The organism is Janthinobacterium sp. PSRC1-1 (assembly GCF_049897525.1).
Classification (GTDB): domain Bacteria; phylum Pseudomonadota; class Gammaproteobacteria; order Burkholderiales; family Burkholderiaceae_D; genus Janthinobacterium; species Janthinobacterium tructae.
Genome location: NZ_JAFCWK010000003.1, coordinates 417684 through 441485 on the forward strand (window position 1 = coordinate 417684; position 23802 = coordinate 441485).

A 23802-nucleotide genomic window follows, 5' to 3' on the forward strand; every position below is an offset into this window, starting at 1 on the left:
CCATAGACGCCGCGCGGCAACATCAGCGCGGCGTTTTTTTATCTTCAACGGTTCCCTATGACTTTTACTGCAAGCATTGCCCGCCCGGACGCGCCCATCGGCATTTTTGATTCCGGCGTGGGCGGCCTGTCGGTGCTGCGCCATATCCGCGCGCAGCTGCCGCAGGAAGATTTGATGTACTTTGCCGATTCCGCCTATGCGCCATATGGCGACAAGACGGAACAGCAAGTGGTCGACCGTTCGCTGGCCATCACCGCCTTTTTATTGCAGCAAGGCGCGAAGGCGCTGGTGGTGGCGTGCAACACGGCCACCATCGCCGCCATCAAGGCGCTGCGCGCGCGCTACCCGGACCTGCCCATCGTCGGCGTCGAACCGGGCCTCAAACCAGCGGCCAGCATCAGCCGCAACGGCAAGATCGCCGTGCTGGCCACGGAACGCGCCTTGCGCGGCGACAAGCTGCTGGCCCTGCGCGAACAGGTGAGCGCCGCCACGGGCGCCACGTTCATCTTGCAGCCCTGCATCGGCCTGGCCGACCGCATCGAGCAGTGCGAGCTGGGCAATGATCCCCAGGACGCCACCAGCGCCATGCTGGAACGCTACATCGCGCCCATGCTGGCGCAAGGCGTCGACACCCTGGTGCTCGGCTGCACCCACTACCCCTTCGTGCAGGACGCCATCGTCCGCACGGTGCGCGCGCATACGCAGGAAACGATTACCCTGGTGGACACGGGCGACGCCGTGGCGCGCCAGCTGGCCCGCTTGCTCGACGCGGCAAGCCTGCGCCGCATCGACAACGAGGCCCCGCGACTGCAGGGCTACACGACGGCCAAGGTCGAAGCCTTGGCGAAAGCCTTCGCCGGTTTGCTGGACTTGCAGCCGCCCGTCACCCACCTGTCAGTGTGAGCGGCGTGAGCAAAAGCGACCGTTTTCATGCAATCTTTCGATTCTTTAAAAAAGACTGCATTTAGATTTGCCACTTCGCCGAGTTCTTTGTATAATTCGGCACCTGTTCAGCAAAACAGCTAAACAGGTAAGTAAGACAGTGGTGGCTGTAGCTCAGTTGGTAGAGTCCAGGATTGTGATTCCTGTTGTCGTGGGTTCGAGCCCCATCAGCCACCCCACAGAATTAGTGGTAAATTAAAGGGTTACATGCTTCGGCTTGTAACCCTTTTTTCATTCCAGCGCACATGCATGAGGCAACATCAGCCTTCCTCTCCCGCAACATGTCCGGCGAAGGCAATCCGAGCTTCGACACCATTTTGAAGGTGACGCATGCACTCGGCTTGCAATTTCGCGCCGCAGCGCTGAACACCTGACTACTCATCAGATGTGGCAGCGGAAAACCTACCCCGCCAGCACCGACTGCACCGTCGTCACCAGGTCTTCCAGGCGCACGGGTTTGACGAGGAAGTGGCGGAAGCCCACGGCCAGCGCATCGTCCATGTACATGGGCAGGCTGTGGCCGGTGACGGCGATCAGGACGGCGTTGGCCGTCTCGGGATTGTGGTGCAGGCGGCGGCCGATTTCGATGCCGCTGATGCCGGGCATTTCGATGTCGAGGTAGACGGCGTCGGGCACGCACAACTTGACTTGCTCGACGGCCATCTGCCAGTTGCGCACCACCACCGCGTGGTGGCCCAGCGCTTCGAGCAGCATGGCCAGCGATTCGCCCACTTCCTGGTTGTCGTCGACCACCAGCAGATTGAGTTTGCGCGCAGCGCTTGCCGGCTGGTCGCCCTGGCGGCGTTCCGAGGAGGAACTACCTGGTGTCGTTTCAGTTGTCTGGCTCATTGTACCTTCACGTCTGACGGCTGCAAAAACGGCAGTATACAAGAAGCGCGCGCAATGCCGTCGCACCCCAGCAATGCTGCCAAGCAGCAATCCAGGCGCCCCGCTGTACCGCGCCAGCAACACTTCCCCACCCCGCGCGGAGAAAGCCAGCCCTACGCAGTTTGCGCAATTGACGGATAAAATGAGAATCATTATCATTCTTATCCCCTTGCGCCGGATGTCCACGCCACGCTGTTGTCGCGCCGCCTGCTTGCCCGCGCAAACATTGTCACTACGGAGATCCATGCATGGCCGCCACACTTTCCACACTGCCGTTTTCGCTGCGCCCCTGCGCGCTGGCCATCGCCCTCGCCTGCCTGGGCACTTCCCTTGCCGCGCAGGCACAGCAAGCCAATACGGCCAGCACGGCCGATAACGCCGGCCCCATCCTGGAATCGATTCAGGTCAGCAGCAACCTGCTGGGCACCAGCATGGCCGCCAGCACGAAGAATTTCGCGGGCGCACGCACGGTGGTGCAAAAGGACGATATCGACAACTCGGGCGCGACCAGCCTCAGCGATGTGATGCGCCGCATTCCCGGCGTGCAGATCAGCGACAACTCGGGCAGCGCCGGCAGCGCCATCGCCCTGAACATCGGCGTGCGCGGCCTGGCCGGACGCTATTCGCCGCGCAGCACGGTGTTGCTCGACGGCATCCCGATGTCGGTGGCGCCATATGGCCAGCCGCAACTGTCGTTCGCGCCCGTCAGCCTGGCCAATGTCGAGACGGTCGACGTGGTGCGCGGCGGCGGCGCCGTGCGCTTCGGCCCGCAAAACGTGGGCGGCATCATCAACTTCAAGACGCGCCGCGTGCCCACCACGCCAGGCATCACGGGCGACGCCAGCGTGCGCTACAACGCTTACAGCGAAGTGGGCCACAACACGCAGGCCAGCGTCTTTGCCGGCACCCAGCTCGACAGCGGCCTGGGCCTGGCGGTGCTGTACTCGGGCATCCGCGGCAGCGACTGGCGCGTCGGCAGCGACGAGAAGGTCAACGACTTCGCCCTGAAATTGCGCTACGACCTGAGTCCCACGGCCGAGGTCTACGCCAAGCTGTCCTACTACGACGTGACGTCGCGCACGCCGGGTGGCCTGACCGCGGCGCAATACAAGGCGGACCCGTTCCAGAACACGCGCCCGACCGACTTCTGGAGCGGCGAGCGCAAGGCCTTCGACATCGGCTACCTGAATGCCCTGTCCGGCACGCAGGAATTCGAGGTGCGCAGCTACTATTACAAGAGCTCGCGCGAAAGCACACTGATCAGCGGAAAGAACCTGGGCCACCAGCCGCGCAACTATGAAACGACGGCCATCGAGCCGCGCTACACGCAGCGCTTTACCACCGGCAAGGTCTCGCAGGACGTCACCGTCGGCTACCGCTACCTGGCCGAGCGGGCCGACGAAACCATCTACAACGTGCTCATCGCCAGCGGCGTGCAACAAAAGCCGACGCGCTTCGCCAACAACTCGACTGATGCGCAAGCCGTGTACATCGACGACAAGATCGCCATCGACGCCTGGCGCATCACGCCGGGCGTGCGCTACGAGCACATCAAGACGGAACGCTACAACCACTTGCCGGTCGACCAGAAGATCGAGTTGCTCAACAACAAGGCCCTGCCCTCGCTGAACGTGGCCTACTTGCTGAGCAACAACGTGACCCTGTTCGGCAACTACAACAGCTCGTTTGGCGCCGTGCAAAACACGCAGCTCAATGCGCAATCGAGCAAGAATCCGCTGCAGCCGGAACTGGCGAAAACAGCCGAGCTGGGCGCGCGCTGGAAGAGCGGCCAGCTGTCGGCCGAGGCGACCTTGTTCAACATCAAGTTCGACAACCAGATCCAATCCGTTGGCAGCGGCGAGAACGCCGTCTTCTACAACGTGGGCGCCACGCATCACCGGGGCCTGGAAACGGCCATCGATTACCATTTCGACCAATCCGGCCCGCTGGCCGGCGTGAACGCCTACGCCACCTACACTTACACCAAGGCGACCTTGCAGGATGGCGCGAACGCGGGCAATGACGTGCCCTTCTATTCGCGCAACACCGATACCGTCGGCGCCCACTACCAGCTGGGCGCCTGGGGCTTCGATTTATCGAGCAGCCACCAGAGCCGCCAGTTCGCCGACGAGGCCAACACCGTGGCGGAAAATGCGGCCGGCAACCTGGGCGTGATCCCCGGCTTTCGCACCTGGAACACGCAAGTGAAATGGAAAGTGCCGGGCCAGAAGGGCATGGAACTGGTCGCCGGTGTCAACAACCTCGCCGACAAGCGCTACTTCACGCGCACTTCGGACGGCAACCTGGGCAAGCTGGTGGGCGCGCCGCGCATGGTCTATCTGCAGGGCCGCCTGGCGTTCTGACCATTGCATGCGGCAGTGCCTATCGAATCGATATGCCGCCGCAGCCGCACCTGCCCTCCAAAAAACCTGCCTCGTTGTTGTTACGATGCAGGTTTTTTTACGCCCTGATGTGACAAAAATACTTCCATGCAAGAAGGTTCATAGTCGCGCTCGCCTTGCATCACGGCAGTAATTGCTTCGCCATCGAAATTAATTGCATTACAAACACAAATAATTTCACAATTGCAAATATTTTTAGCCGGCCCTGGTGTTTGGTGTGAGTTTTGGTGATATCATTTAAATGTCATTTGAGAAATTGAATTATCCTATAATCAACTAAATTGGAACACCATGACAATGCCAGCCACCCTCCTGAAGATTGCCGCATTGGCCGCCCTGGCCACCGCTGGCACAGCCAACGCCGCGACCGAACTGGTGGTCAATGGCAGTTTTGAAAACAATGTCATCTCCTCATCCTTCGCTACGCTCAGCAGCGTGACAGGCTGGACCTCGTCAGCCAACGGCAACTCGGCCTTTGAAATCCAGAAAGGCGCCACGCAAGGCGGCCTGATCGGCTTCAACCCCGTCGCCGCCGCCGGCACGCAATACCTGGAACTCAACGCCGCGCGCCTGACGTCCGTATCGCAATCGATCGCCACCACGGCTGGCGGCACGTATTCGCTGTCGTTTGCCTATTCGGGCCGCCCGGATACGCCAGGCGGCGCGAGCAGCCTGATGAATGTCTACTGGGGTTCCACCCTGCTCACGCCAACGGCCCTGATCGGCACCACGAGCGGCGTGTGGCAAACCTACAGCCAGAACGTGTCCGCGCTCGGCTCGTCCACCCTGCTGCGCTTCGAATCGATCGGCCCGGTCTCCGCACCGAGCTATGGTTCCTACCTGGACAATGTCTCGGTGATGACTGCCGTGCCGGAACCGGAAAGCTACGCCATGATGCTGCTGGGCCTGGGCTTGCTGGGTTTCATGGCACGCCGCAAGACTGCCGCCTGAATCCACGGTCGTTGCACAACAGCCGCTCCGCCACCTGGCCGGGCGGCTTTTTCATGGGAAAACGGGTGCATTAGCTCAGGAAATGTTGCAAGGAAGAATTAAATTGGCGCTACAATAGCGGGGCATCAAGCAATGCCAAGCATCGCACCGCCAGGGCCCCTACCCCGCCCTGATTATCAGCACGCATTTTTTGAACAGGATGACTGGCGCTGCCGGGCCCGATTGCGCTCCCGGTACGGCCACCACACACGCACCATGTCTGCAGAGAAACCCATTACCGAAACCAGCTCCTACGGCAAGGATACGCCCGTGGGACGTCCCGACATCGATGGCCGCGCCGGCATTTTCGTGCCCACCGCGGAATTTGACCTCGACAACACCACCACCATCCGCAAGGGCGCGGGCATCGTCGGCTTCGGCAACCTCGATGGCACCCTGACCGTGTATTTCGAAGCGAACCGCTTCGACGAAAGCAATCTGCACAAGTGGGAACACAAGGCGCGCAAGGCGTATGACCGCATGGTCATGGGCGCACCCACCGTGTCAAAGGCAAAGATCGATGCGCGCATGCTGGAACAGGTCGGCATCATCGATGGCATGGGCATCAATCTCAAGCATCCGGAACGCCTGACGCACTGGCTGGCGATCTCGAACGTGCCGGACACGGCGCCGGAAGAGCCCGTGGTACGCTGGAAAAACCGCTAAGTAATCCTCAGGCGGGAGAGCGAGGCGGGGCGCCCGGCACGAGGTGTTGTCCTACATCGCGGCGGACATTCATCCGATGCCCGAGAGCATCAATTCAACCTATGATGAAAGCCTGACCACACATTCCCCACCACTCAGGAGTACGACATGTCCCGCCTCATCCCGATCAGCTTTGGCGCCTTGCAAATAGGTCTGGCAGCGGCGGCGATGTATATCCTGTGCTCGGCGGACGTGCTGCACCAGAATTCGGTTTATTTCCACTAGCAAAATGACAAAGCCGGGCAAGCAACGCTTGTCCGGCTTTGTCCTGCATGCAAGCGCGCCAGATTAGCGGCGGCCGTGGTAGCGACCATGCCCGCCCCAGCCGCCACGGTGTCCACCGTGGCGTCCAAAACCAAACATGAAGTCCAGCCCGATCGATACGGGTGGATTGTAATAATACGGTTGTGGCGCGTACACGGGCGCCGGCACATACACAGGTTGCTGCACGTACACAGGTTGCTGCTGCACGTAGACGGGCTCATTCGTGTATTCCACGCGCGGTGCGCTCATCACGCGGCCGGACTGCACCGGCTCGGACGAGACCGTATGCCATTCATAAGGATTGTAGGCTCCCTGCGGCGCGCGCGAACCGTAATACGCGGGACCGGGGGGCGCCACGGCGCAGCCACCCAAGGCGGCCAGCGAGATTACTGCCAACAGGGTTTTCATCGCAATTCTCCTAATCTGTATTACCAGTACTATAAGAAATTACGCCGGGCTTTGCTGCGCTTTTACCGATTGTTACACGCCGACGCACGCCGCAACATGCAATGTGGCAAAGCCGCTACAAGCGGGCCAGACGGCATGTTTCCTCAAATAAACGGAATCGCGCAGGTGTCGATGGCCTTGCCAGCGGCATCGTAGCGCTGCACGCACACCTGGTAGCGCACGCCGTAATCGAGTTCGACTTGCTCGACCTTGCCATACTTCAATTTCCAGCTGGGCTGCACGCGCTGCCTGCCCGCCAGCGCGGCCACATCCTGCGGAATCGCCATCGCCGTTTGCGTCTCGCCCTGACGCGCATCCTGGCGCCGCGCCACGTCGATCGCTACGCTCACGGCCAGGTCGACCCCGCCGTCCACATAGGCCAGCGTGGGCACGCCGCGCTGCGCCCGCATCACGCCCCAGGCGCAAGGCTTGCCGTCCGCATCGCATTGCTTCAATTGCGCCAGGGGAAAATACTCAGGGGCAATCTTGCCATCCTTGATGGGCCAGCTGGTGCGCACGCCGTCGCGCTTGCCCGTCAGGGGATTGTCCCAGCTCAGGCTATTCACGACGGCCACGGTCTGCCCCGCCTGCAAGCCCGCAGGCGTGCCCAGCGATGCGCAAGCGGAAAGCAGCAAGCCGCTGGCGGCCAGGGAGGAAAGTGTCAGGATGCGCTGCATGGTAAGCCTCTTGTGATGGGATGTCCCGAAGGTATGTTTCGAGGGTAACAGAATCGGCAGCGACGGTGCCGTTGGCTGGCGCACATAACAGAACGGGCGGCACCGTTGCAGGCGCCGCCCGTAGCGGAGTCGGCCATGCCGGGAGACGCGCTCCCGGCTGCAGGTGGATCAGTCCAGCTTCCAGGCGTAATCGACCTTGGTCCAGGTTTGCGCTGCGGCGCCATCCTTGGTGCCCGGCTTGAACTTGCATGCGGTCAGGGCCTTGATGGCGGCCTTGTCCAGGTTCTTGAAGCCGCTGCTCTTGTCGAGTTTCGAATCGGCAACGCTGCCATCGGCATTGACCAGGAAGGACATCGACACGGTGCCCTGCTCTTCGTTCATCAGCGACGCTTTTGGATAGTCGGCCTTGCAGTTCTTGGCATCGAACGACGCCGGTACCTCGGCCGCGAAGGCGGCGGAAGAAACGGACACCAGCAAGGCTGCTGCAACACTCATCAAACGCTTATTCTCAAACATGTGCTTCCCCATGATTATCAGATACGGTAATTACAACTTCTTGAGCGCTGTTGGTCGCGCTTAAAACTCTTCCCACTCGTCATTGCTGCCGGCGCCTGCCGCCTTGCGTGGCGCAGGAGCGGCCACGGGAGCGGCCGCTTCCGGCTTGCGGGTCAGCGACTTGACCGGGCGCAATGCCGGCGCCGGCTTGCGCACGGCGACGGGCGCGGCGGCCACCGGGGCCGGCACATACGCTGCCGGCTTGTCTTCGCCTTCGACCAGTTTGAAGATGCTGACCACATGGGCCAGTTCGGCCGCCTGGTCTTGCAAGCTTTGCGCCGCAGCGGCCGCCTGTTCCACCAGGGCCGCATTTTGCTGCGTCATGCCATCCATCTCGATGATCGACAGGTTGACCTGTTCGATGCCGGCGCTTTGCTCCTGGCTGGCACTGGCGATCTCGCTCATGATGTCGGTGACGCGGCGCACGCTGTCGACCACTTCGCCCATCGTCACGCCAGCCTGGCCTACCAGGCGCGTGCCGCGTTCCGTCTTCTCGGCCGAATCGTCGATGAGGATCTTGATTTCTTTCGCGGCGCCAGCGGAGCGCTGGGCCAGGTTGCGTACTTCCGAGGCCACCACGGCAAAGCCGCGGCCTTGCTCGCCGGCACGCGCCGCCTCCACGGCCGCATTCAGCGCCAGGATGTTGGTCTGGAAGGCGATGCCATCGATGACGCCGATGATGTCGACAATTTTCTTCGCCGATTCATTGATCGAGCTCATGGTGTCAACCACTTGCGACACCACGGAGCCGCCCTTGATGGCCACGTCCGAGGCGGTGGCGGCCAGCTTGTTGGCTTCACGCGCATTGTCCGCATTCTGTTTCACGGTCGAGGTCAGCTCTTCCATGGCGGAGGCGGTTTTTTCCAGGGCGCTGGCCTGCATTTCGGTGCGCGAGGACAGGTCGATAATGCCGTCGGCGATTTCATGCGAGGCCGTGCCGATGGTTTCCGTACCGACGCGTACCTGACCGACGACGCCGACCAGGCTATTGCGCATCTCTTTCATTTCCGCCAGCAGGCTGGAATTGTCCGAGCTTTGCGTATGGATGCCGATCGACAGATCGCCCTTGGCGATGCTGCCGGCAATCGAAGCCGTGTAGTCGGGCTCGCCGCCGAGCTGCTTGAGCAGGCCACGGGTAATGATCAGTGCCGCCGCCACGCCCATCGCCACGGCCAGTACGCCGAGGATGATCATGAACAGGCGCGCGCTGTCAAACGCCTTGCGGGCATCCGATTGCATCTGCTCGTTCAACTTGTCTTCCAGGGTGGCCAATTGCTCCAGCGCATCGATCCATTTTTTCTGTACCGGGCGGATTTCCTTGATCATCACGCGCGTGGCGCCTTCCGCATCGTTGGCCATCCACAGCGCCGACGCCTTGGCGATGGCCGGCATGGCTGCCGCCTCGTATTCCTTGATCGAAGCGAGCAAGGTTTTTTCTTCGGTAGTCGACTCGACGGCGAATTTCTCTTCGAGCTTTTTCTGCGTTTCCTGATAGGTGCTGGTCTGCGTCTTGATACGCGCCATTTCCGGCTCCATATCGCTCGCGTCAGTCATCAGGGTGAGGATGCGCAGCGAGGTGATGCGGTCGCTGACGTTGCCACGCATGTCGATCACCAGGCGGGTGACGACATTGTTGACATTGATCACGTGATCGAGACGTTCCTGGATTTGCGCCATGCGCGCGATGCCGAGGACGGTCACGGCCACCAGCAGAACCAGTACCAGGGCGAATCCCAGGCCCAGGCGGGTACCAACCTTCATTTTTGCTAAATTCATTTCGGCTCTTCGTAAATGAAACTATTGATAAGAATTTTTGCCCGGCACGACAAGACGAAGGCCGCGAGACACCGGCATCCGCCCTTACCCATTGGTATGCTGGCGGTATCCGGCCGCACGCAGCCTGGGGTACTTCCTGGTCTACAACAGCCCTGAAAACGCCAGTGACTGCGAATGCAAATTTGTTCCACAGACTGAATTGTTGACACCGTTAATATGAAATCAACATCAAAAATTCACATGAGAAATATTTGTCTATAATCAATTATAGGTGTAAATTTTGCCTCAAAGCAAGCAATAAGTACCTGAATAAATGCCTGATTAACTTTCTTCGGGGAAATGGCAACAACGCCGTTTCTTGCCCCATAGAAATGCCCCACGACAGTGCGGGCGTGCGCCGAAACAGCGCATTTACAACACATGGCGTAGCCATATTGCATCGTTTGCGGAGAGGTGCTCAGAGGAAGGGGGAGTGCGGACAATACCACTGCGCAAGGGCAGCGGTATAGACAAGTTGGATCAGCGGTCCCAGCTGCAATGCATCACATAGGCGTGGCACTCTGTGCCAAAGACAAAGACGCTCCAGATGGCGCCCAATTGTCCGGCCAGGCTGCGCTGACCCGATGATACCAGTTGATACCAGTGCGGCTCGCTGCCCAGCAGTTCGGCCAGTTCGCGCTCGAAACCGTCGAACAGGCGCGCGTCGAGCGGCGCGCGGTCCGCCTCGCTGATCGGGTGCAAGCGCTCGAGCAGCCACTGGCGCGGCGTGCACAAGGCGCCGCTGCACACGACGGCTTCTATCGGCTGCAGGCGCAGGCCGTCCGGCGCGATTTCCAGCGCGCGGCACAACGCGTCAAAGGATGCCTGCGGCGGCAGCGCGCCCAGATAGGTACACGCGAAGAGGCTGCCATCATCCTTGAGCGCGCTGACGGCCAGCAGGTAGCCGTCGATCAGGCGCGCAAGGCTGTGGCAGTCAGCGCGCATCAGGCGGGCAGAGACAGGCGCGCCGCCGCTTCCAGCAGCAGGCGCGGGTCGCCCGAGGCCAGCTTCTTCGAGTCGGACAGGGTCTGGCGGAAACCGCGCGCGCCAGGCAGGTTTTGCATCAGGCCCAGCATGTGGCGCGTGATGCTGTTGAGCTTCAGCCGCCCCGCTTCCTTTTCCAGCTGCGCGCTAATATACGGAATCATCGCTTCGAGCACCTGTTCGCGCGTTTTCACGGGCGTGTCGTCGCCGTAGTAGCGCTGGTCGAACTGCGCCATCACATACGGGTTGTGATACGCCTCGCGGCCCAGCATCACGCCGTCGAGGTGCTGCAGATGCAGGTCGATCTCGTCCAGGGTCTTGATGCCGCCGTTGATGATGAACTCGAACTGGGGAAAATCGCGCTTCAGGCGGTAAGCATAGTCATATTTGAGGGGCGGCACTTCGCGGTTTTCCTTCGGGCTCAAGCCTTTCAGGATGGCATTGCGCGCATGCACGATAAACGTCTTGCAGCCGGCATCGGCCACGGTGCCGACGAAATCGCGCACGAAGTCATACGACTCGCTGTCATCGATGCCAATGCGGTGCTTCACCGTGACGTCGATATCGACCACGTCGCGCATCGCTTTCACGCAGTCGGCCACCAGTTGCGGCTCGGCCATCAGGCAGGCGCCAAACGCGCCCTTCTGTACGCGCTCGGACGGGCAGCCGCAGTTCAGGTTGATTTCGTCATAGCCCCATTGCTGGCCCAGCCTGGCGCTGGTGGCCAGGTCTGTCGGGTCGCTGCCGCCCAGCTGCAGCGCCACCGGGTGCTCTTCCTCGTTGAAGCGCAAGTGGCGTTCCACGTCGCCGTACACCAGCGCGCCCGTCGTCACCATCTCGGTGTAGAGCCAGGTGTGGCGCGTGATTTCGCGGTGGAACTTGCGGCAATGGCGGTCGCTCCAGTCCATCATCGGGGCAACGGACAGGCGGCGGGAAGGCAAAGAAGAGGAAGTCATGGTGTCTACAAAAAAAACAGGAGCTGCAAATGACAAACCCGCTGCGCGCCTCACCAGTGACGGTGACGCGGCGCAGCGGGCCGGAAGCGGCATGGCCCGCAGGCCATGCGCTACAACAGATTACGAATCACGCGACGCTTTTTTACGCTCGTGCTCTTTCAGGAAGCGCTTGCGCAGACGGATCGATTTAGGCGTGATTTCCACCAGTTCGTCGTCCTCGATGAATTCGACCGCGTATTCCAGCGACATCTGAATTGGCGGTACCAGGCGCACCGCTTCGTCGGTACCCGACGAACGCACGTTGGTCAGTTGCTTGCCCTTGATCGGGTTGACGACCAGGTCGTTGTCGCGCGAGTGGATACCGATGACCATGCCTTCGTAGACCGGGTCATTGTGCGACACGAACATGCGGCCGCGGTCTTGCAGTTTCCAGATGGCGTAGGCAACGGCGGCGCCGTCGTCTTGCGAGATCAGCACGCCGTTACGACGGCCAGCCATTTCGCCACGGGTGTTGTCGACTGGCGCGTATTCGTGGAATACGTGGCTCATCAGGCCGGTGCCGCGGGTCAGGGTCATGAATTCGCCCTGGAAGCCGATCAGGCCACGCGCCGGGATCAGGTACTCGAGACGCACGCGGCCCTTGCCATCCGATTCCATGTTTTGCAGGTCGCCACGACGACGGCCCAGTTCTTCCATGACGCCGCCCTGGTTGACTTCTTCCACGTCGACCGACAGGTTTTCAAACGGCTCGTGGCGCACGCCATCGACCATTTTGAAGACCACGCGCGGACGCGATACGGCCAGCTCGAAGCCTTCGCGACGCATGTTTTCGATCAGAATCGTCAGGTGCAGCTCGCCGCGGCCCGATACTTCAAAGATCGTGTCGTCGTCGGTTGGCGATACGCGCAGAGCAACGTTGGCTTTCAGTTCGCGGTCCAGACGGTCACGCAGTTGGCGCGAGGTAACGAACTTGCCTTCGCGGCCGGCCAGTGGCGAGTTGTTGACCATGAAGTTCATGGTCAGGGTAGGCTCGTCAACGGTCAGCATCGGCAGCGGGTCCGGGGTATCGACTGCGCACAGGGTCGAACCGATGCCGATTTCGTCGATACCATTGATCAGGCAGATGTCGCCGGCAACGGCTTCGTCTACCAGCACGCGCTCCAGGCCCTTGAAGTTCAGCACCTGGTTGATGCGGCCTTTGATCGGGGTCGCGCCTGGGCCATTGATGACCAGCACGTCTTGACCAACTTTAACGGTACCGCGGTTGACGCGGCCAATGCCGATCTTGCCGACGTACGACGAGTAGTCGAGCGAGGTGATCTGCATCTGCAGCGGGCCTTCCGGATTGTCGTCACGGACAGGCACGTGTTCCAGGATGGCGTCGAACATCGGCTTCATGTCGCCGCTGCGCACGTCTTCGGTCAGGCCGGCATAGCCGTTCAGGCCCGAAGCGTAAATGATAGGGAAATCGAGTTGCTCGTCGGTCGCACCCAGCTTGTCGAACAGTTCGAACGTCTGGTTGATGGCCCAGTCCGGGCGCGCGCCTGGACGGTCGACCTTGTTGACGATAACGATAGGCTTCAGACCCAGTGCCAGCGCTTTACGCGTGACGAAACGGGTTTGCGGCATCGGGCCTTCCTGTGCATCGACCAGCAGCAGAACCGAGTCGACCATCGACAGAACACGTTCCACTTCGCCGCCGAAGTCGGCGTGGCCTGGGGTGTCGACGATGTTGATGTGGGTGCCTTCGTACTCAACAGCGCAGTTCTTCGACAGAATCGTAATGCCGCGCTCCTTTTCCAGGTCGTTCGAGTCCATGACTCGGGTGTCGACCGCTTGGTTTTCACGGAAGGTGCCGGATTGGCGCAGCAGCTGATCCACCAGCGTGGTTTTGCCGTGGTCAACGTGGGCGATAATGGCGATATTACGAATTGCGCGTTTTGTATTTGACATGGTCGTAGTAGTTACTGAAAAACTGCGGAGTGCGTACAAGGTGTACGAGATACCCGAATGCTAATCTATTTCCGGAACCGCGTAGTATAGCATGTTGCGTTGCAACGCTATCTAAAAATGCTGGCGGCTCCCGCAGTCGGGGACGATTTGTTTAAAAAAGCGACACTGTTTGACGAGTGTCGCTGGGTAATATGACGTTGCTGTGACTTATTGATGCGCCGTGGCGATCAGACGCTCCGGCGCCAGGATGCTGTATTCCTGCAACTGGCCCGTGCCCAGCAGCTTGCTGTCGTGATACACGCGCACCCTGCCCGGTTCGGCTGGTACGGCGACCTCTTCCTTGCCCAGCGCGATGCGCTGGCCGTGCAGGAAACGCTTGGCCAATTCTTCGGTCAGCTGGATGGCGGGGAAACTCGACAATAATGCATCGACGGGCGCAAGCAAGCTCAGCGGCGTGGCATGCGCCGTCAGTTCGTCGAGCGTAACCACGCCATCGAGTGTCAGGCTGCCCACCTGCGTGCGGCGCAAGGCGTTCAAATGGCCGCCGCAACCGAGGGCATGGCCGATGTCTTCGCCCAGCACGCGGATATACGTGCCCTTGCTGCACATCACGGACAATTTCAGGAACGGCGCTTCGTAGCCGAGGAACTCGAGCTTGTGGATGGTCACCGGGCGCGCTTCGCGCTCCAGGGTGATGCCTGCCCTTGCATACTCATATAAGGGCTTGCCGTCGCGTTTCAAGGCCGAGTACATGGGCGGCGTCTGCAAAATCGGCCCGCGGAACTGCGCCAGCACGGCTTCGATCTGCTCTTCGGTGACGTTGACGTCGCGCGTTTCCAGCACCTCGCCCTCGGTATCGCCCGTATCCGTCGTCTGCCCCAGGTGCACCAGGGTTTCGTAGGTTTTATCGGCTTCCAGCAAGTCCTGCGAGAACTTCGTGGCCTCGCCAAAGCACAGCGGCAGCAAGCCCGTGGCGAACGGGTCCAGCGTACCCGTATGGCCCGCTTTTTTCGCATTCAGCACGCGCTTTGCCTTGATCAGGGCATCGTTGCTGGACCAGCCCACGGGCTTATCGAGCAGCAAGACGCCGTCGACCAGGTCGCGCACCCGCTTGATGCCCGGTGGTTTCTTCGGACCTGCCACTGTTATTGCTCGTCCGCTTTGTCTGCAGGCTTTTCGTCCGGCTCGGCGTCGGCCGCGCGCGTGGCGTTGGCCTTATCGATCAGCAAGGACATTTCCATGCCGCGCGACGTCGAGCTGTCGTGCACGAAATGCAGCATCGGCAGGGTATGGATGTGCAGGCGCTTGCCCAGCAAGCCACGGATGAAGCCCGACGCGGCCATCAGGCCTTCGGTGGTGTTCTTGATGGCTTCCTTGCTGTCTTTCAACATCGTGAAAAACACCTTGGCATGCGCGTAATCGGGCGTGATCTGCACTTCGGTGATGGTGATCATCGTGCCCACGCGCGGGTCTTTCAATTCGTAGGCGACGATTTCAGCCAGATCGCGCTGGATCTGGTCGGCCACGCGCAAGCCGCGCGCTGGCATGGTTTTGCTATGTTTAGCCATGATTTTATGCTGTCCTAAGTGCCGCAGGGCGCATGAGTCAAACGGTTGCCCGTTGACCAATGCGCCCCACGTGTTTGCGCGGACATCACTATGTCCGCGCCAATACTGCTGTGATTACAGGGTACGAGCGATTTCCTGGACTTCGAACACTTCCAGGGTGTCGCCAACCTGAATGTCGTTGTAGTTGCGCAGCGACAGGCCGCACTCCAGACCGGCGCGAACTTCTTTCGCATCGTCCTTGAAGCGTTTCAGGGAGTCGATCTCGCCGCTCCACACCACGATGTTGTTGCGCAACAGGCGGACGGAAGAAGCACGCTTGACCACGCCATCGGTGACCAGGCAACCGGCAATCGCGCCCACTTTCGAGACCAGGATAACCTGGCGGATCTCGACCTGGCCGATGACGGTTTCGCGTTTCTCTGGCGCCAACATGCCCGACAACGCCGATCGGATCTCGTCGATCGCATCGTAAATGATGTTGTAGTAGCGAATGTCCACGCCATTCGACTCGGCCAGCTTGCGTGCCTGGGCATCAGCACGGGCGTTGAAGCCGATGATGACCGCTTTCGAGGCGACTGCCAGGTTGACGTCCGATTCCGTGATGCCGCCGACTGCCGCGTGTACCACTTGTACGCGCACTTCGGAGGTCGACAGTTTCTGCAGCGAACCAACCAGCGCTTCTTGCGAACCTTGCACGTCGGTTTTGATGATCAGTGGCAAGTTTTTCACTTCGCCTTCGGCCATCTGGTCGAACATGTTTTCCAGTTTCGCGGCTTGCTGCTTGGCCAGTTTCACGTCGCGGAACTTACCTTGACGGAACAGACCGATTTCACGCGCCTTGCGCTCGTCCGCCATGACGACGACTTCTTCACCGGCAACCGGCACTTCCGTCAAGCCCTGGATTTCGACCGGAATCGAAGGACCGGCTTCAGCGATGGACTTGCCGTTCTCGTCCAGCATGGCGCGAACACGGCCATACGAAGAGCCAGCCAGAATCACGTCGCCGCGTTTCAAGGTACCGGACTGCACCAGGATCGTCGCGACAGGACCACGGCCCTTGTCCAGACGCGCCTCGACAACCAGGCCGCGCGCAGGCGCATCGACCGGTGCCGTCAGTTCCAGCACTTCGGCTTGCAACAGCACTTGTTCCAGCAGGTCGTCGATACCCTGACCCGTTTTGGCCGACACCGGCACGAATGGCGATTCGCCACCGTATTCTTCCGGCACAACTTGCTCGGCGACCAGTTCCTGCGTCACGCGGTCCACGTTGCCACCCGGTTTGTCGACCTTATTGATCGCCACCACCAGCGGTACGCCGGCTGCTTTCGCATGGGCAATCGCTTCTTTCGTTTGCGGCATCACGCCATCGTCGGCGGCAACCACCAGAATGACGATGTCGGTTGCCTTGGCGCCACGGGCACGCATGGCGGTAAACGCTTCGTGGCCCGGGGTGTCGAGGAAGGTGATCATGCCGCGTGGCGTATTGACGTGGTAAGCGCCGATATGCTGCGTAATGCCGCCCGCTTCGCCGGAGGCAACCTTGGCGCGACGGATGTAATCGAGCAGCGAGGTCTTGCCGTGGTCGACGTGACCCATGACGGTGACCACCGGTGCGCGTGGCTTCGACTCGAAGTGCGCGTGTTCGCCCACATCGGCCAGCAGCGCTTCCGGATCGTCCAGTTCGGCGGCGAACGCCTTGTGGCCCATTTCTTCCACCAGAATCATGGCGGTTTCCTGGTCCAGCACCTGGTTGATCGTGCACATCTGGCCCAATTTCATCAAATGCTTGATGACTTCGGATGCCTTGACGGACATTTTGTGTGCCAATTCGGCCACGGTGATCGTTTCCGGTACGTGCACGTCTTTGACGACGGCTTCCGTAGGAGCCTGGAAGTTCGATTCACGGTCGTCATGGTGCGTCGGGCGACGGCCCTTCGCGCCACCGCGCCAGCTGTCACGGCCGCCTGGGCCGCTATTGCCGCGTGGCTTGGGACCACCGGTGGTGCCGCGTTTTTTCGCGTCATCGGACCAGGTGGACGACACATTGGCCGACTTGATGGATTTCTTGTCTGCAACAGCAGGCTTCTTGTCGCCCGGCTTGTCGCCAGGTTTCTTGTCAGCAGGCTTGTGCAGGGTGCCTTCCGGCGCCTTCGGCTTGACCGGAACCGGTACGGGTTCCGGTGCCTTGATGGCGCGGCGTGGCGCGTTCATCATGGCCTTGATCTGGGCAACTTCGTCGGCAACAGCCTTGCGTGCGCGGTCCGTGGCTTCCGCTTTGTCAGCGGCTTCCTTGGCGGCAACAGCAGCGGCGGCAGCTTTCTTCTTCGCTTCTTCAGCGGCGGCAGCTTTTTTCGCTTCGGCAGCGGCGTCGTCAACGACAGGCGCAGCGGCGCTGACGGCAGGCGCAGCAGCAGCCTTGGCAGCGGCTTTCTTCGCTTCCGCTTCAGCTTCTTTCTTCGCAGCCAATTCAGCCTGTTGTGTGGCTTTCGCCTGGGCTTCTTTTTCCGCGTCGAGCTTGGCCAGACGTTCTTGCTTTTCGCGCAGATCAGCTTCCTGGCGGGCGATCAGTTCAGCCTGTTTACGGGCATCTTCTTCACGGCGCGCCACGTCGGCGGGATCGATCACCGGTGCGGCAGGCGCGACCGGTTCTGCTGCGACCGGCGCAGCTTCGTCACGCTGGACGAAAGTGCGTTTCTTGCGCACTTCCACCTGGATGGTGCGCGACTTGCCGGTGGCGTCAGCTTGCTTGATTTCAGTCGTTTCCTTGCGGGTCACGGTGATTTTTTTCTTTTCTGTGTCAGCCGCTGCGCCGTGTGTGCGGCGCAGATGATCCAAAAGCTTGTCCTTATCATCTTTCGACAATGGATCTGACGTCGAACTTTTCTCGACGCCGGCAGAACGCAGCTGCGTCAGCAGCAAATCTGCAGGCATCTTCAGTTCGGTGGCAAATTGGGCTACGTTGTTACTCGCCATTCAGTCCTCTTTTCTATGTGTCGCGGAGATGATAAAGATACTCAAATTAAGCCTTTGCGGATTCGGCCAGACTCCATGCCCTGGCTTGCAACGCCTTGGCACGATCGTCATATTTCGAGTCAACCAACTTCATCTCATCGTCGGTCACATCTTTAAATTCACTTGTAATCAGTTCACGCGCACGGTCCGCAGACAAGGCCAGGATTGCGCCAAATTCGTCGTATGCCAGTGCTGCAAATGCTTCAACGGTCTTGATACCAGCCAGACCCAGCTTGCCGGCGGTAATGCGGTCCATGCCTTCCAGACCGACCAACGCCTCGTCCATGCCTTCCAGACCCTCTTCCGAAGCAATCGCTTCGGTCACGAGCGCATCACGCGCACGGGTACGGAGTTCATTGACGGTATCTTCGTCAAACGATTCGATTTCCAGCATTTCGGAAATTGGCACGTAAGCGATTTCTTCCAGACTGGCGAAACCTTCTTCTACCAGAATATCGGCCACTTCCTGGTCGACATCGAGCTTTTCCATGAACAGGATGCGCACGGCAGCCGTTTCCTGGGCAGCTTTGTCAGCCGATTCTTCGGCCGTCATGATATTGATCTTCCAGCCGGTCAGGTCCGAGGCCAGGCGCACGTTCTGGCCGGAACGGCCGATCGCGATTGCCAGGTTTTCTTCATCCACGACGACATCCATCGCGTGTTTTTCTTCATCGACCATGATCGACGACACGTTCGCCGGCGCCAGGGCGCCGATGACGAACTGCGCCGGATCTTCCGACCACAGCACGATGTCGACACGTTCGCCACCGAGTTCGCCGGTGACAGCCTGCACGCGCGAACCGCGCATGCCGACGCAGGTACCGATCGGGTCGATGCGCTTGTCAGCCGTATAGACGGCGATCTTGGCGCGTACGCCGGCATCGCGGGCTGCGGATTTAATTTCCAGCATGCCTTGCTCGATTTCCGGCACTTCCAGTTCGAACAGCTTCATGATGAATTCTGGCGCGGTGCGCGACAGGATCACTTGCGGGCCGCGCATATTGCGGTCGATGCGCAAGATGTAGGCACGCACACGGTCGCCGATACGCAGATTTTCTTTCGGGATCATCTGGTCGCGTGGCAGACGCGCTTCGATCTTGCCCGATTCGACGATGGCGTCGCCGCGTTCCATGCGCTTGATGGTGCCGGTGACGAGCGAATCGCCGCGCTCCAGGAAGTCGACCAGGATCTGTTCACGTTCGGCGTCACGCACGCGCTGCAGGACGACCTGTTTGGTATCCTGGGCGAAACGGCGGCCGAATTCAACGGATTCGATCGGTTCTTCGATGTGGTCATCGACTTCGATATCGGGAATCTGTTCTTTTGCTTCGAAATGCAGGATCTCCTGATCCGGCAATTGCAGGCCCGCTTCATCAGGCACCACGTGCCAGCGGCGGAACGATTCGAATTCGCCCGTTTCGCGGTCGATCGAAACGCGGATGTCTACCTCACCCTCATACCGTTTCTTCGTGGCTTGCGCCAACGCGAATTCGAGGGCGCCGAAGACGACATCTTTATCGACGTTTTTTTCGCGCGCCAGCGCGTCAACCAATAATAAAACTTCGCGGCTCATGCTTTGCGTCCCTTAAAAACCACCTGCGGCACCAAGCGTGCCTTATCCACATCCGCGAGCGTAAACTCCAACATCGCCGGACCATCCTTACCTTCAAATTCCAACGACAATTTATCGCCCACGGGCTCTTGCAAGATCCCCTGGAACGATTTCCGGTTGTTCGTACCCGGCATCGCCACATTCAGCTTGACGATGATTTCCTGACCTGCGAAACGGACAAAGTCTTCCAGCTTGCGCACCGGACGATCCAGACCCGGGGAAGAAATCTCGAGACGCTCGTAAGGAACGTTCTCTACCGTCAACACATGCGATAACTGGTGACTCACCGTGGCACAGTCTTCGACCGTGATCGGACCTTTTTCAGCGGCATCGGCGGCGCTGAAATCAATAAAGACGCGCAGCATTCCGCGCTCGGCACGTTCGACATCAACGAGCTCATAGCCCAGACCTGTAACTGTCTTTTCAATTAATCCCAACTGCTGCAAGAAATTCTCCAGAAATAAGGCCCGTTTTCGGCATGACAGCGCCGCATTGAGCGCCGATAACATGCAAAAACACGCATTCAAGTCATATATGGCCCCTTGCGGAGCCATGACAAACGGTTCAACAAAAAAAAAATGGGCATCTGCCCATCTTCCTGTATTTCCCCAACCAGACAAGCACTCCCCGCCAAACAACCCTGCGGAGAACTTTTATTAGGCTGCAGATTATAACCTCTTATTAACTTCGCCGCAATGCCGCGCACAAGGAGAGGCCCGGCTTACAACAGTTACAAGAGCGCGCGCCCGCAGCAGATTAGCGGGCGCGCAAGAAGAAATCCCCTGATTTAACCTTTGCTACGACGGCGCGGCATGCCATCCATGCCGCCACGGTCCATGCCGCCACGCGGCTGACCACCGGAACGCGCCTGGCCACCGGCACCACCGCCCGCATTGCGGCGCGGACCCGTGTTGGCAAAGCCGAAGGTCGTTTGCAGCGGATCGGGCTGACGTGGACCGCGCTGCGGCGCGCGGCTTTCGCCACCGGCAGGACGCCCCTGACCCTGGCCTGCCGCACGCGGCGCACGGCCTTGCGGCGCACCGTCGAACGATGCCGACGAGCGCGGCTGGCCACCCTGGAACGGACCTTGCGGCTGGCCACGGCCAGGACCACGCGCTTCGCCTGGACGGCCGGCGCCGCCTGGGCGACCCTGGCCTTGCGGACGGGCAAACTGGCCTTGCGGCTGGCCACGGCGCGGCGCGACCGGGAATGGATCGGCGTTGCGGTTGCTGACATCGATGCGGTTGCCATTCGGCTCGTCATCGCGGTCTTTGCGCTCGACCTTGCGCGCTTCGCGGCCCTTGGCTGCGCCAGCGGCACGGGGATCGCCCGATGCCGGCATTTTCTTTTCAATGCCGTAGGCGGTCAACAGATCGCGCACGGTATTTTCTTCCATCTCTTCCCAACGGCCGCGTTTCAGGCCGCTCGGCAGGGTCATGGCGCCGTAGCGGGTACGGATCAGGCGCGAAACGGTCAGGCCGATCGCTTCGAACATGCGGCGCACTTCGCGGTTACGGCCTTCGCCGATCACCACGCGATACCACTTGTTGATGCCTTCGCCGCCGCCATCGGCGATCTTCGAAAACTGCGCCAGGCCGTCTTCCAGCTCGACGCCGGCCAGCAGCTTCTGGCGCATGCCCTCTTCCAGCTCGCCCAGGGTACGCACGGCGTACTCGCGGTCGATGCCGTAGCGCGGGTGCATCAGGCGGTTGGCCAGGTCACCGGAAGTGGTAAACAGCAGCAAGCCTTCCGTGTTGAAGTCGAGGCGACCAACGGCCAGCCATTTGCCCGCTTTCATGGTCGGCAGGCGGTCAAACACGGATGGACGGCCGTCCGGGTCGTTGTGGCTGACGATTTCGCCGGCCGGCTTGTGGTAGACCAAGACGCGTGGCGGCTTCTTGCTGACGCGGCGCTGGATCAACTTGCCATTGATGCGCACGTGGTCGCTTGGCAGGATGCGCTGGCCGATGTGGGCTGGCTCGCCATTCACGGACACGCGGCCCGACACGATCAGGTCTTCCATGTCGCGGCGCGAACCGAGACCGGCTTCGGCCAGCACCTTGTGCAACTTCGGCGCATCGTCGTCGGACGTCAGGTCGCGGCGCACGGCCACTTTCTGCACGCGGCCCGCGCCGCCTTCTTCGCTGTCGAACGCGTCGGAGGTGACGAACGAGAAGACCGCATCCGCGTCGCTGAGCTTACCTGGCGCAGCCTGGCGGCCCTTGCCCTTTTTACGGCTCTTGCCGGCATTCTTGCCGGCGCCCGGCACGTCGTTGCGCGGACCGCGCGGCAGGCGCGGACCGGACACGAGGTTGCCTTCGGCATCGAACACATCGGCGACAGGCGCGGCGGCTTGCTCGGCGGCAGGCGCTGCGGCAACGGCGTCGGCCGCCTGCGGCGCTTCGGCGCGCGGAGGCTGGCGCAGTGCGCGTTCCGCCTGCACGCCACGCATCTGGCGCGGACCACGGGTAGGGCGTGCTTCGGCCGGCTTGTCAGCGACGACTTCCGGCGCCGCTTCCGCCTCGGCGGCAGCGGCCTTGGCGGCGGCGCGGGCGCGCGGCGGACGCGGCGCCGGGGCGGCAACCGCCTCGGCAGCGGCTTCCGCGGCGTCGGCCACGGCCTTCAGGGCCGGCTTGGCGCGGGTTTTCTTGACGGCTGGTGCTGCTTCAGCAGCGGCGGCGACGGAGGACTCAGCAACTGAGTCGGCGGCCACGTCGGCTTTGGTGCGGCGCTTCGGCTTGGCGGCGACAGCGTCGCCAGCCGTGCCTGCGGCAGCCGCGTCGGCTTCGATCTGGGCCTTGGTGCGGCGCTTGGGCTTGGCAACGATGGCTTCGTCGCTGGCGATTACTGTCTCGGGTGTGTTCGGATTATTCATTCTTCGTTTCTTGGCTGTGCTGACCTGGCGCAGCGTCAACCGTTAGTTCTGGCGCAGGGTCGTGAGTGTAGGCTTCGTCCGTGGGCGAAGCATCGGGGCCGGTATCAAGGCTTGCTGTCACATCTACATCTGTCACAGCCGTATTGCTACCTGCACCAAGCTGGGGGACAAGCTCATTGCTTGCCTTGTCAAAATTTTCTTGCAGGGCCGCTTCCAGGGCTTCGAGCCCATTGCTCTGCATTTCACTGATTTGCTGCAAAGGCGGCAGCTGGGACAGCGAATGCAAACCCAGGTCATCCAAAAACTGCTTGGTGGTGGCCAGCAAGGCCGGCCGTCCCACCACGTCGCGGTAACCGATGGCATCAACCCAGCCACGGTCTTCCAGCATCTTGATCGTCTGCGAATTGACGGCAACGCCGCGGATTTCCTCGATATCGCCGCGCGTCACCGGCTGGCGGTAGGCGATGATGGCCAGGGTTTCCAGGGTCGCCCGCGAATACTTGGGCGGCCGCTCGGGCGTCATGCGGTCAAGATACATCTTCATTTCAGGGCGGCTTTGAAAGCGCCAGCCCGAAGCCAGACTGACGATCTCGATGCCGCGCCCTTCCCACTCCTGCCGCAATTCTTCCAGCAATTGCTTGATCGTGTCGGCGCCGACGCCGACGCCGCGCACGCGACCATTCTCGTCCGCATCGACGAACAGCTTTTTCAGGCTGTGGATCGTCAGCGATTCACGAGCGCACAGCAACGCGGTTTCGAGGACTTTTTTAGCCTCAATTGTATTCATAGCAATTCTGTGCGGATGTGTATTGCAATTCGTGTGCAGAGAAAGAAATCAAAAACGTTCATTTCAACGTAACAGATGGCAGACATCGATGATGACGCCGTGCTGGGTTACAAGTTGAGGCTGTTTTTCCGACGCCTTGGCCGATGCGCGCAAAGCGGGATTAAAGCGGATGCAGTGAAAGTCCTGCCATCCATGGTGCTGGCCTTAAATAACCAGCAATGAAACGAACTCCGGAGCGGCTGCTATTCCCGTGCTATTCCCGTGGCGAAGATTCAGCCAGACAGGAGAGCGACAGTCGTCGTTTCATCCAACGATGCCAATTGTACCTGATAAAAAGCGGAAAAGCGCAAAACCGGGTAAAACACGCGTT

21 protein-coding genes and 1 tRNA gene are annotated in these 23802 nt (G+C 60.7%); 7 read left to right on the plus strand and 15 right to left on the minus strand.

The features are described from left to right. Positions 1-57 precede the first annotated feature (57 nt). From murI to ACP7DW_RS08505, 3 genes are all read left to right on the plus strand, one after another. A complete protein-coding gene (gene murI / locus ACP7DW_RS08495) occupies positions 58-903 on the plus strand; it encodes a glutamate racemase (RefSeq protein ID WP_426054544.1) in 846 nt (281 codons plus the stop codon). Positions 904-1045: 142 nt separating this feature from the next. Continuing rightward, a tRNA-His gene (locus ACP7DW_RS08500) sits at positions 1046-1121 on the plus strand. A 66-nt stretch (positions 1122-1187) separates the two neighbouring features. After that, positions 1188-1316 carry a hypothetical protein gene (locus ACP7DW_RS08505; RefSeq protein ID WP_426054543.1) on the plus strand — a complete coding sequence of 43 codons (129 nt, stop codon included), beginning with the start codon at positions 1188-1190 and terminating at the stop codon, positions 1314-1316. Positions 1317-1344: 28 nt separating this feature from the next. Here the strand turns inward: ACP7DW_RS08505 and ACP7DW_RS08510 are convergent, their stop codons facing one another. Further along, positions 1345-1791 (minus strand): response regulator, encoded by a 447-nt coding sequence (locus ACP7DW_RS08510; protein WP_298410430.1) that lies wholly within the window; start codon positions 1789-1791, stop codon positions 1345-1347. Positions 1792-2078: 287 nt separating this feature from the next. Here ACP7DW_RS08510 and ACP7DW_RS08515 point away from each other — a divergent pair, with 287 nt between their 5' ends. The 3 genes from ACP7DW_RS08515 to ACP7DW_RS08525 all read left to right on the plus strand — a co-directional run bounded on the left by ACP7DW_RS08515 (position 2079) and on the right by ACP7DW_RS08525 (position 5888). After that, a complete protein-coding gene (locus ACP7DW_RS08515; protein ID WP_426054542.1) occupies positions 2079-4193 on the plus strand; it encodes a TonB-dependent receptor family protein in 2115 nt (704 codons plus the stop codon). A gap of 330 nt (positions 4194-4523) precedes the next feature. Then, positions 4524-5183 carry an FxDxF family PEP-CTERM protein gene (locus tag ACP7DW_RS08520; RefSeq protein ID WP_426054541.1) on the plus strand — a complete coding sequence of 220 codons (660 nt, stop codon included), beginning with the start codon at positions 4524-4526 and terminating at the stop codon, positions 5181-5183. 255 nt (positions 5184-5438) lie between these two features. Next, entirely contained in the window at positions 5439-5888 is a 450-nt protein-coding gene (locus tag ACP7DW_RS08525) for a hypothetical protein (RefSeq protein ID WP_071079168.1), read from the plus strand. A 327-nt stretch (positions 5889-6215) separates the two neighbouring features. Here ACP7DW_RS08525 and ACP7DW_RS08530 read toward each other — a convergent pair whose 3' ends face one another. From ACP7DW_RS08530 to scpB, 14 genes are all read right to left on the minus strand, one after another. Next, complete coding sequence (locus tag ACP7DW_RS08530; RefSeq protein ID WP_099760438.1) at positions 6216-6599, minus strand: hypothetical protein; 384 nt, start codon at positions 6597-6599, stop codon at positions 6216-6218. A 143-nt stretch (positions 6600-6742) separates the two neighbouring features. Further along, a complete protein-coding gene (locus ACP7DW_RS08535; RefSeq protein WP_426054540.1) occupies positions 6743-7315 on the minus strand; it encodes a hypothetical protein in 573 nt (190 codons plus the stop codon). Between the two features lie 168 nt (positions 7316-7483). Next, a complete protein-coding gene (locus ACP7DW_RS08540) occupies positions 7484-7831 on the minus strand; it encodes an energy transducer TonB (RefSeq protein WP_071079328.1) in 348 nt (115 codons plus the stop codon). A 60-nt stretch (positions 7832-7891) separates the two neighbouring features. Continuing rightward, positions 7892-9646: a methyl-accepting chemotaxis protein gene (locus ACP7DW_RS08545; protein WP_426054539.1), complete on the minus strand. Its 1755-nt coding sequence runs from the start codon at positions 9644-9646 to the stop codon at positions 7892-7894. 519 nt (positions 9647-10165) lie between these two features. Further along, the gene (locus ACP7DW_RS08550) at positions 10166-10630 is read right to left on the minus strand and encodes a hypothetical protein (RefSeq protein WP_426054538.1); all 465 of its coding nucleotides are present in this window, start codon (positions 10628-10630) and stop codon (positions 10166-10168) included. Next, on the minus strand, positions 10630-11625 hold the full coding sequence (dusA, locus tag ACP7DW_RS08555) for a tRNA dihydrouridine(20/20a) synthase DusA (protein ID WP_426054537.1): 996 nt from the start codon (positions 11623-11625) through the stop codon (positions 10630-10632). The genes ACP7DW_RS08550 and dusA overlap by 1 nt, the downstream gene beginning before the upstream one ends. A 120-nt stretch (positions 11626-11745) precedes the next feature. Beyond that, positions 11746-13578: a translational GTPase TypA gene (gene typA, locus ACP7DW_RS08560; protein WP_176388866.1), complete on the minus strand. Its 1833-nt coding sequence runs from the start codon at positions 13576-13578 to the stop codon at positions 11746-11748. Positions 13579-13785: 207 nt separating this feature from the next. Next, positions 13786-14721, minus strand: coding sequence for a tRNA pseudouridine(55) synthase TruB (gene truB / locus ACP7DW_RS08565; protein WP_426054536.1), 936 nt, complete (start codon positions 14719-14721; stop codon positions 13786-13788). 2 nt (positions 14722-14723) lie between these two features. Continuing rightward, positions 14724-15146 carry a 30S ribosome-binding factor RbfA gene (rbfA, locus tag ACP7DW_RS08570; protein WP_034782531.1) on the minus strand — a complete coding sequence of 141 codons (423 nt, stop codon included), beginning with the start codon at positions 15144-15146 and terminating at the stop codon, positions 14724-14726. Positions 15147-15260: 114 nt separating this feature from the next. Beyond that, positions 15261-18119, minus strand: coding sequence for a translation initiation factor IF-2 (gene infB / locus ACP7DW_RS08575; RefSeq protein WP_141171930.1), 2859 nt, complete (start codon positions 18117-18119; stop codon positions 15261-15263). A 46-nt stretch (positions 18120-18165) separates the two neighbouring features. Further along, entirely contained in the window at positions 18166-19731 is a 1566-nt protein-coding gene (gene nusA / locus ACP7DW_RS08580; RefSeq protein ID WP_298401587.1) for a transcription termination factor NusA, read from the minus strand. Next, positions 19728-20216 (minus strand): ribosome maturation factor RimP, encoded by a 489-nt coding sequence (gene rimP, locus ACP7DW_RS08585; RefSeq protein WP_071079329.1) that lies wholly within the window; start codon positions 20214-20216, stop codon positions 19728-19730. Before rimP ends, nusA begins: the two co-directional genes overlap by 4 nt. Positions 20217-20557: 341 nt before the next feature. Continuing rightward, a complete protein-coding gene (gene rluB / locus ACP7DW_RS08590) occupies positions 20558-22645 on the minus strand; it encodes a 23S rRNA pseudouridine(2605) synthase RluB (RefSeq protein ID WP_426054535.1) in 2088 nt (695 codons plus the stop codon). After that, a complete protein-coding gene (scpB, locus tag ACP7DW_RS08595; protein ID WP_426054534.1) occupies positions 22638-23432 on the minus strand; it encodes an SMC-Scp complex subunit ScpB in 795 nt (264 codons plus the stop codon). The genes rluB and scpB overlap by 8 nt, the downstream gene beginning before the upstream one ends. Positions 23433-23507: 75 nt before the next feature. Here scpB and ACP7DW_RS08600 point away from each other — a divergent pair, with 75 nt between their 5' ends. After that, the gene (locus ACP7DW_RS08600; RefSeq protein WP_170840556.1) at positions 23508-23654 is read left to right on the plus strand and encodes a hypothetical protein; all 147 of its coding nucleotides are present in this window, start codon (positions 23508-23510) and stop codon (positions 23652-23654) included. Positions 23655-23802 lie beyond the last annotated feature (148 nt).

What these genes read in the sequence shown, in the direction of transcription:
- ACP7DW_RS08600 (WP_170840556.1), top strand. Translation starts at nt 23,508, where the DNA reads ATGGCAGACATCGATGATGACGCCGTGCTGGGTTACAAGTTGAGGCTG.
- ACP7DW_RS08525 (WP_071079168.1), top strand. Translation starts at nt 5,439, where the DNA reads ATGTCTGCAGAGAAACCCATTACCGAAACCAGCTCCTACGGCAAGGAT.
- ACP7DW_RS08545 (WP_426054539.1), bottom strand. Translation starts at nt 9,646, where the DNA reads ATGAATTTAGCAAAAATGAAGGTTGGTACCCGCCTGGGCCTGGGATTC.
- ACP7DW_RS08505 (WP_426054543.1), top strand. Translation starts at nt 1,188, where the DNA reads ATGCATGAGGCAACATCAGCCTTCCTCTCCCGCAACATGTCCGGCGAA.
- murI (WP_426054544.1), top strand. Translation starts at nt 58, where the DNA reads ATGACTTTTACTGCAAGCATTGCCCGCCCGGACGCGCCCATCGGCATT.
- rluB (WP_426054535.1), bottom strand. Translation starts at nt 22,645, where the DNA reads ATGAATAATCCGAACACACCCGAGACAGTAATCGCCAGCGACGAAGCC.
- ACP7DW_RS08530 (WP_099760438.1), bottom strand. Translation starts at nt 6,599, where the DNA reads ATGAAAACCCTGTTGGCAGTAATCTCGCTGGCCGCCTTGGGTGGCTGC.
- nusA (WP_298401587.1), bottom strand. Translation starts at nt 19,731, where the DNA reads ATGAGCCGCGAAGTTTTATTATTGGTTGACGCGCTGGCGCGCGAAAAA.
- dusA (WP_426054537.1), bottom strand. Translation starts at nt 11,625, where the DNA reads ATGACTTCCTCTTCTTTGCCTTCCCGCCGCCTGTCCGTTGCCCCGATG.
- ACP7DW_RS08535 (WP_426054540.1), bottom strand. Translation starts at nt 7,315, where the DNA reads ATGCAGCGCATCCTGACACTTTCCTCCCTGGCCGCCAGCGGCTTGCTG.
- typA (WP_176388866.1), bottom strand. Translation starts at nt 13,578, where the DNA reads ATGTCAAATACAAAACGCGCAATTCGTAATATCGCCATTATCGCCCAC.
- infB (WP_141171930.1), bottom strand. Translation starts at nt 18,119, where the DNA reads ATGGCGAGTAACAACGTAGCCCAATTTGCCACCGAACTGAAGATGCCT.
- ACP7DW_RS08520 (WP_426054541.1), top strand. Translation starts at nt 4,524, where the DNA reads ATGACAATGCCAGCCACCCTCCTGAAGATTGCCGCATTGGCCGCCCTG.
- ACP7DW_RS08510 (WP_298410430.1), bottom strand. Translation starts at nt 1,791, where the DNA reads ATGAGCCAGACAACTGAAACGACACCAGGTAGTTCCTCCTCGGAACGC.
- scpB (WP_426054534.1), bottom strand. Translation starts at nt 23,432, where the DNA reads ATGAATACAATTGAGGCTAAAAAAGTCCTCGAAACCGCGTTGCTGTGC.
- ACP7DW_RS08540 (WP_071079328.1), bottom strand. Translation starts at nt 7,831, where the DNA reads ATGTTTGAGAATAAGCGTTTGATGAGTGTTGCAGCAGCCTTGCTGGTG.
- rbfA (WP_034782531.1), bottom strand. Translation starts at nt 15,146, where the DNA reads ATGGCTAAACATAGCAAAACCATGCCAGCGCGCGGCTTGCGCGTGGCC.
- ACP7DW_RS08550 (WP_426054538.1), bottom strand. Translation starts at nt 10,630, where the DNA reads ATGCGCGCTGACTGCCACAGCCTTGCGCGCCTGATCGACGGCTACCTG.
- ACP7DW_RS08515 (WP_426054542.1), top strand. Translation starts at nt 2,079, where the DNA reads ATGGCCGCCACACTTTCCACACTGCCGTTTTCGCTGCGCCCCTGCGCG.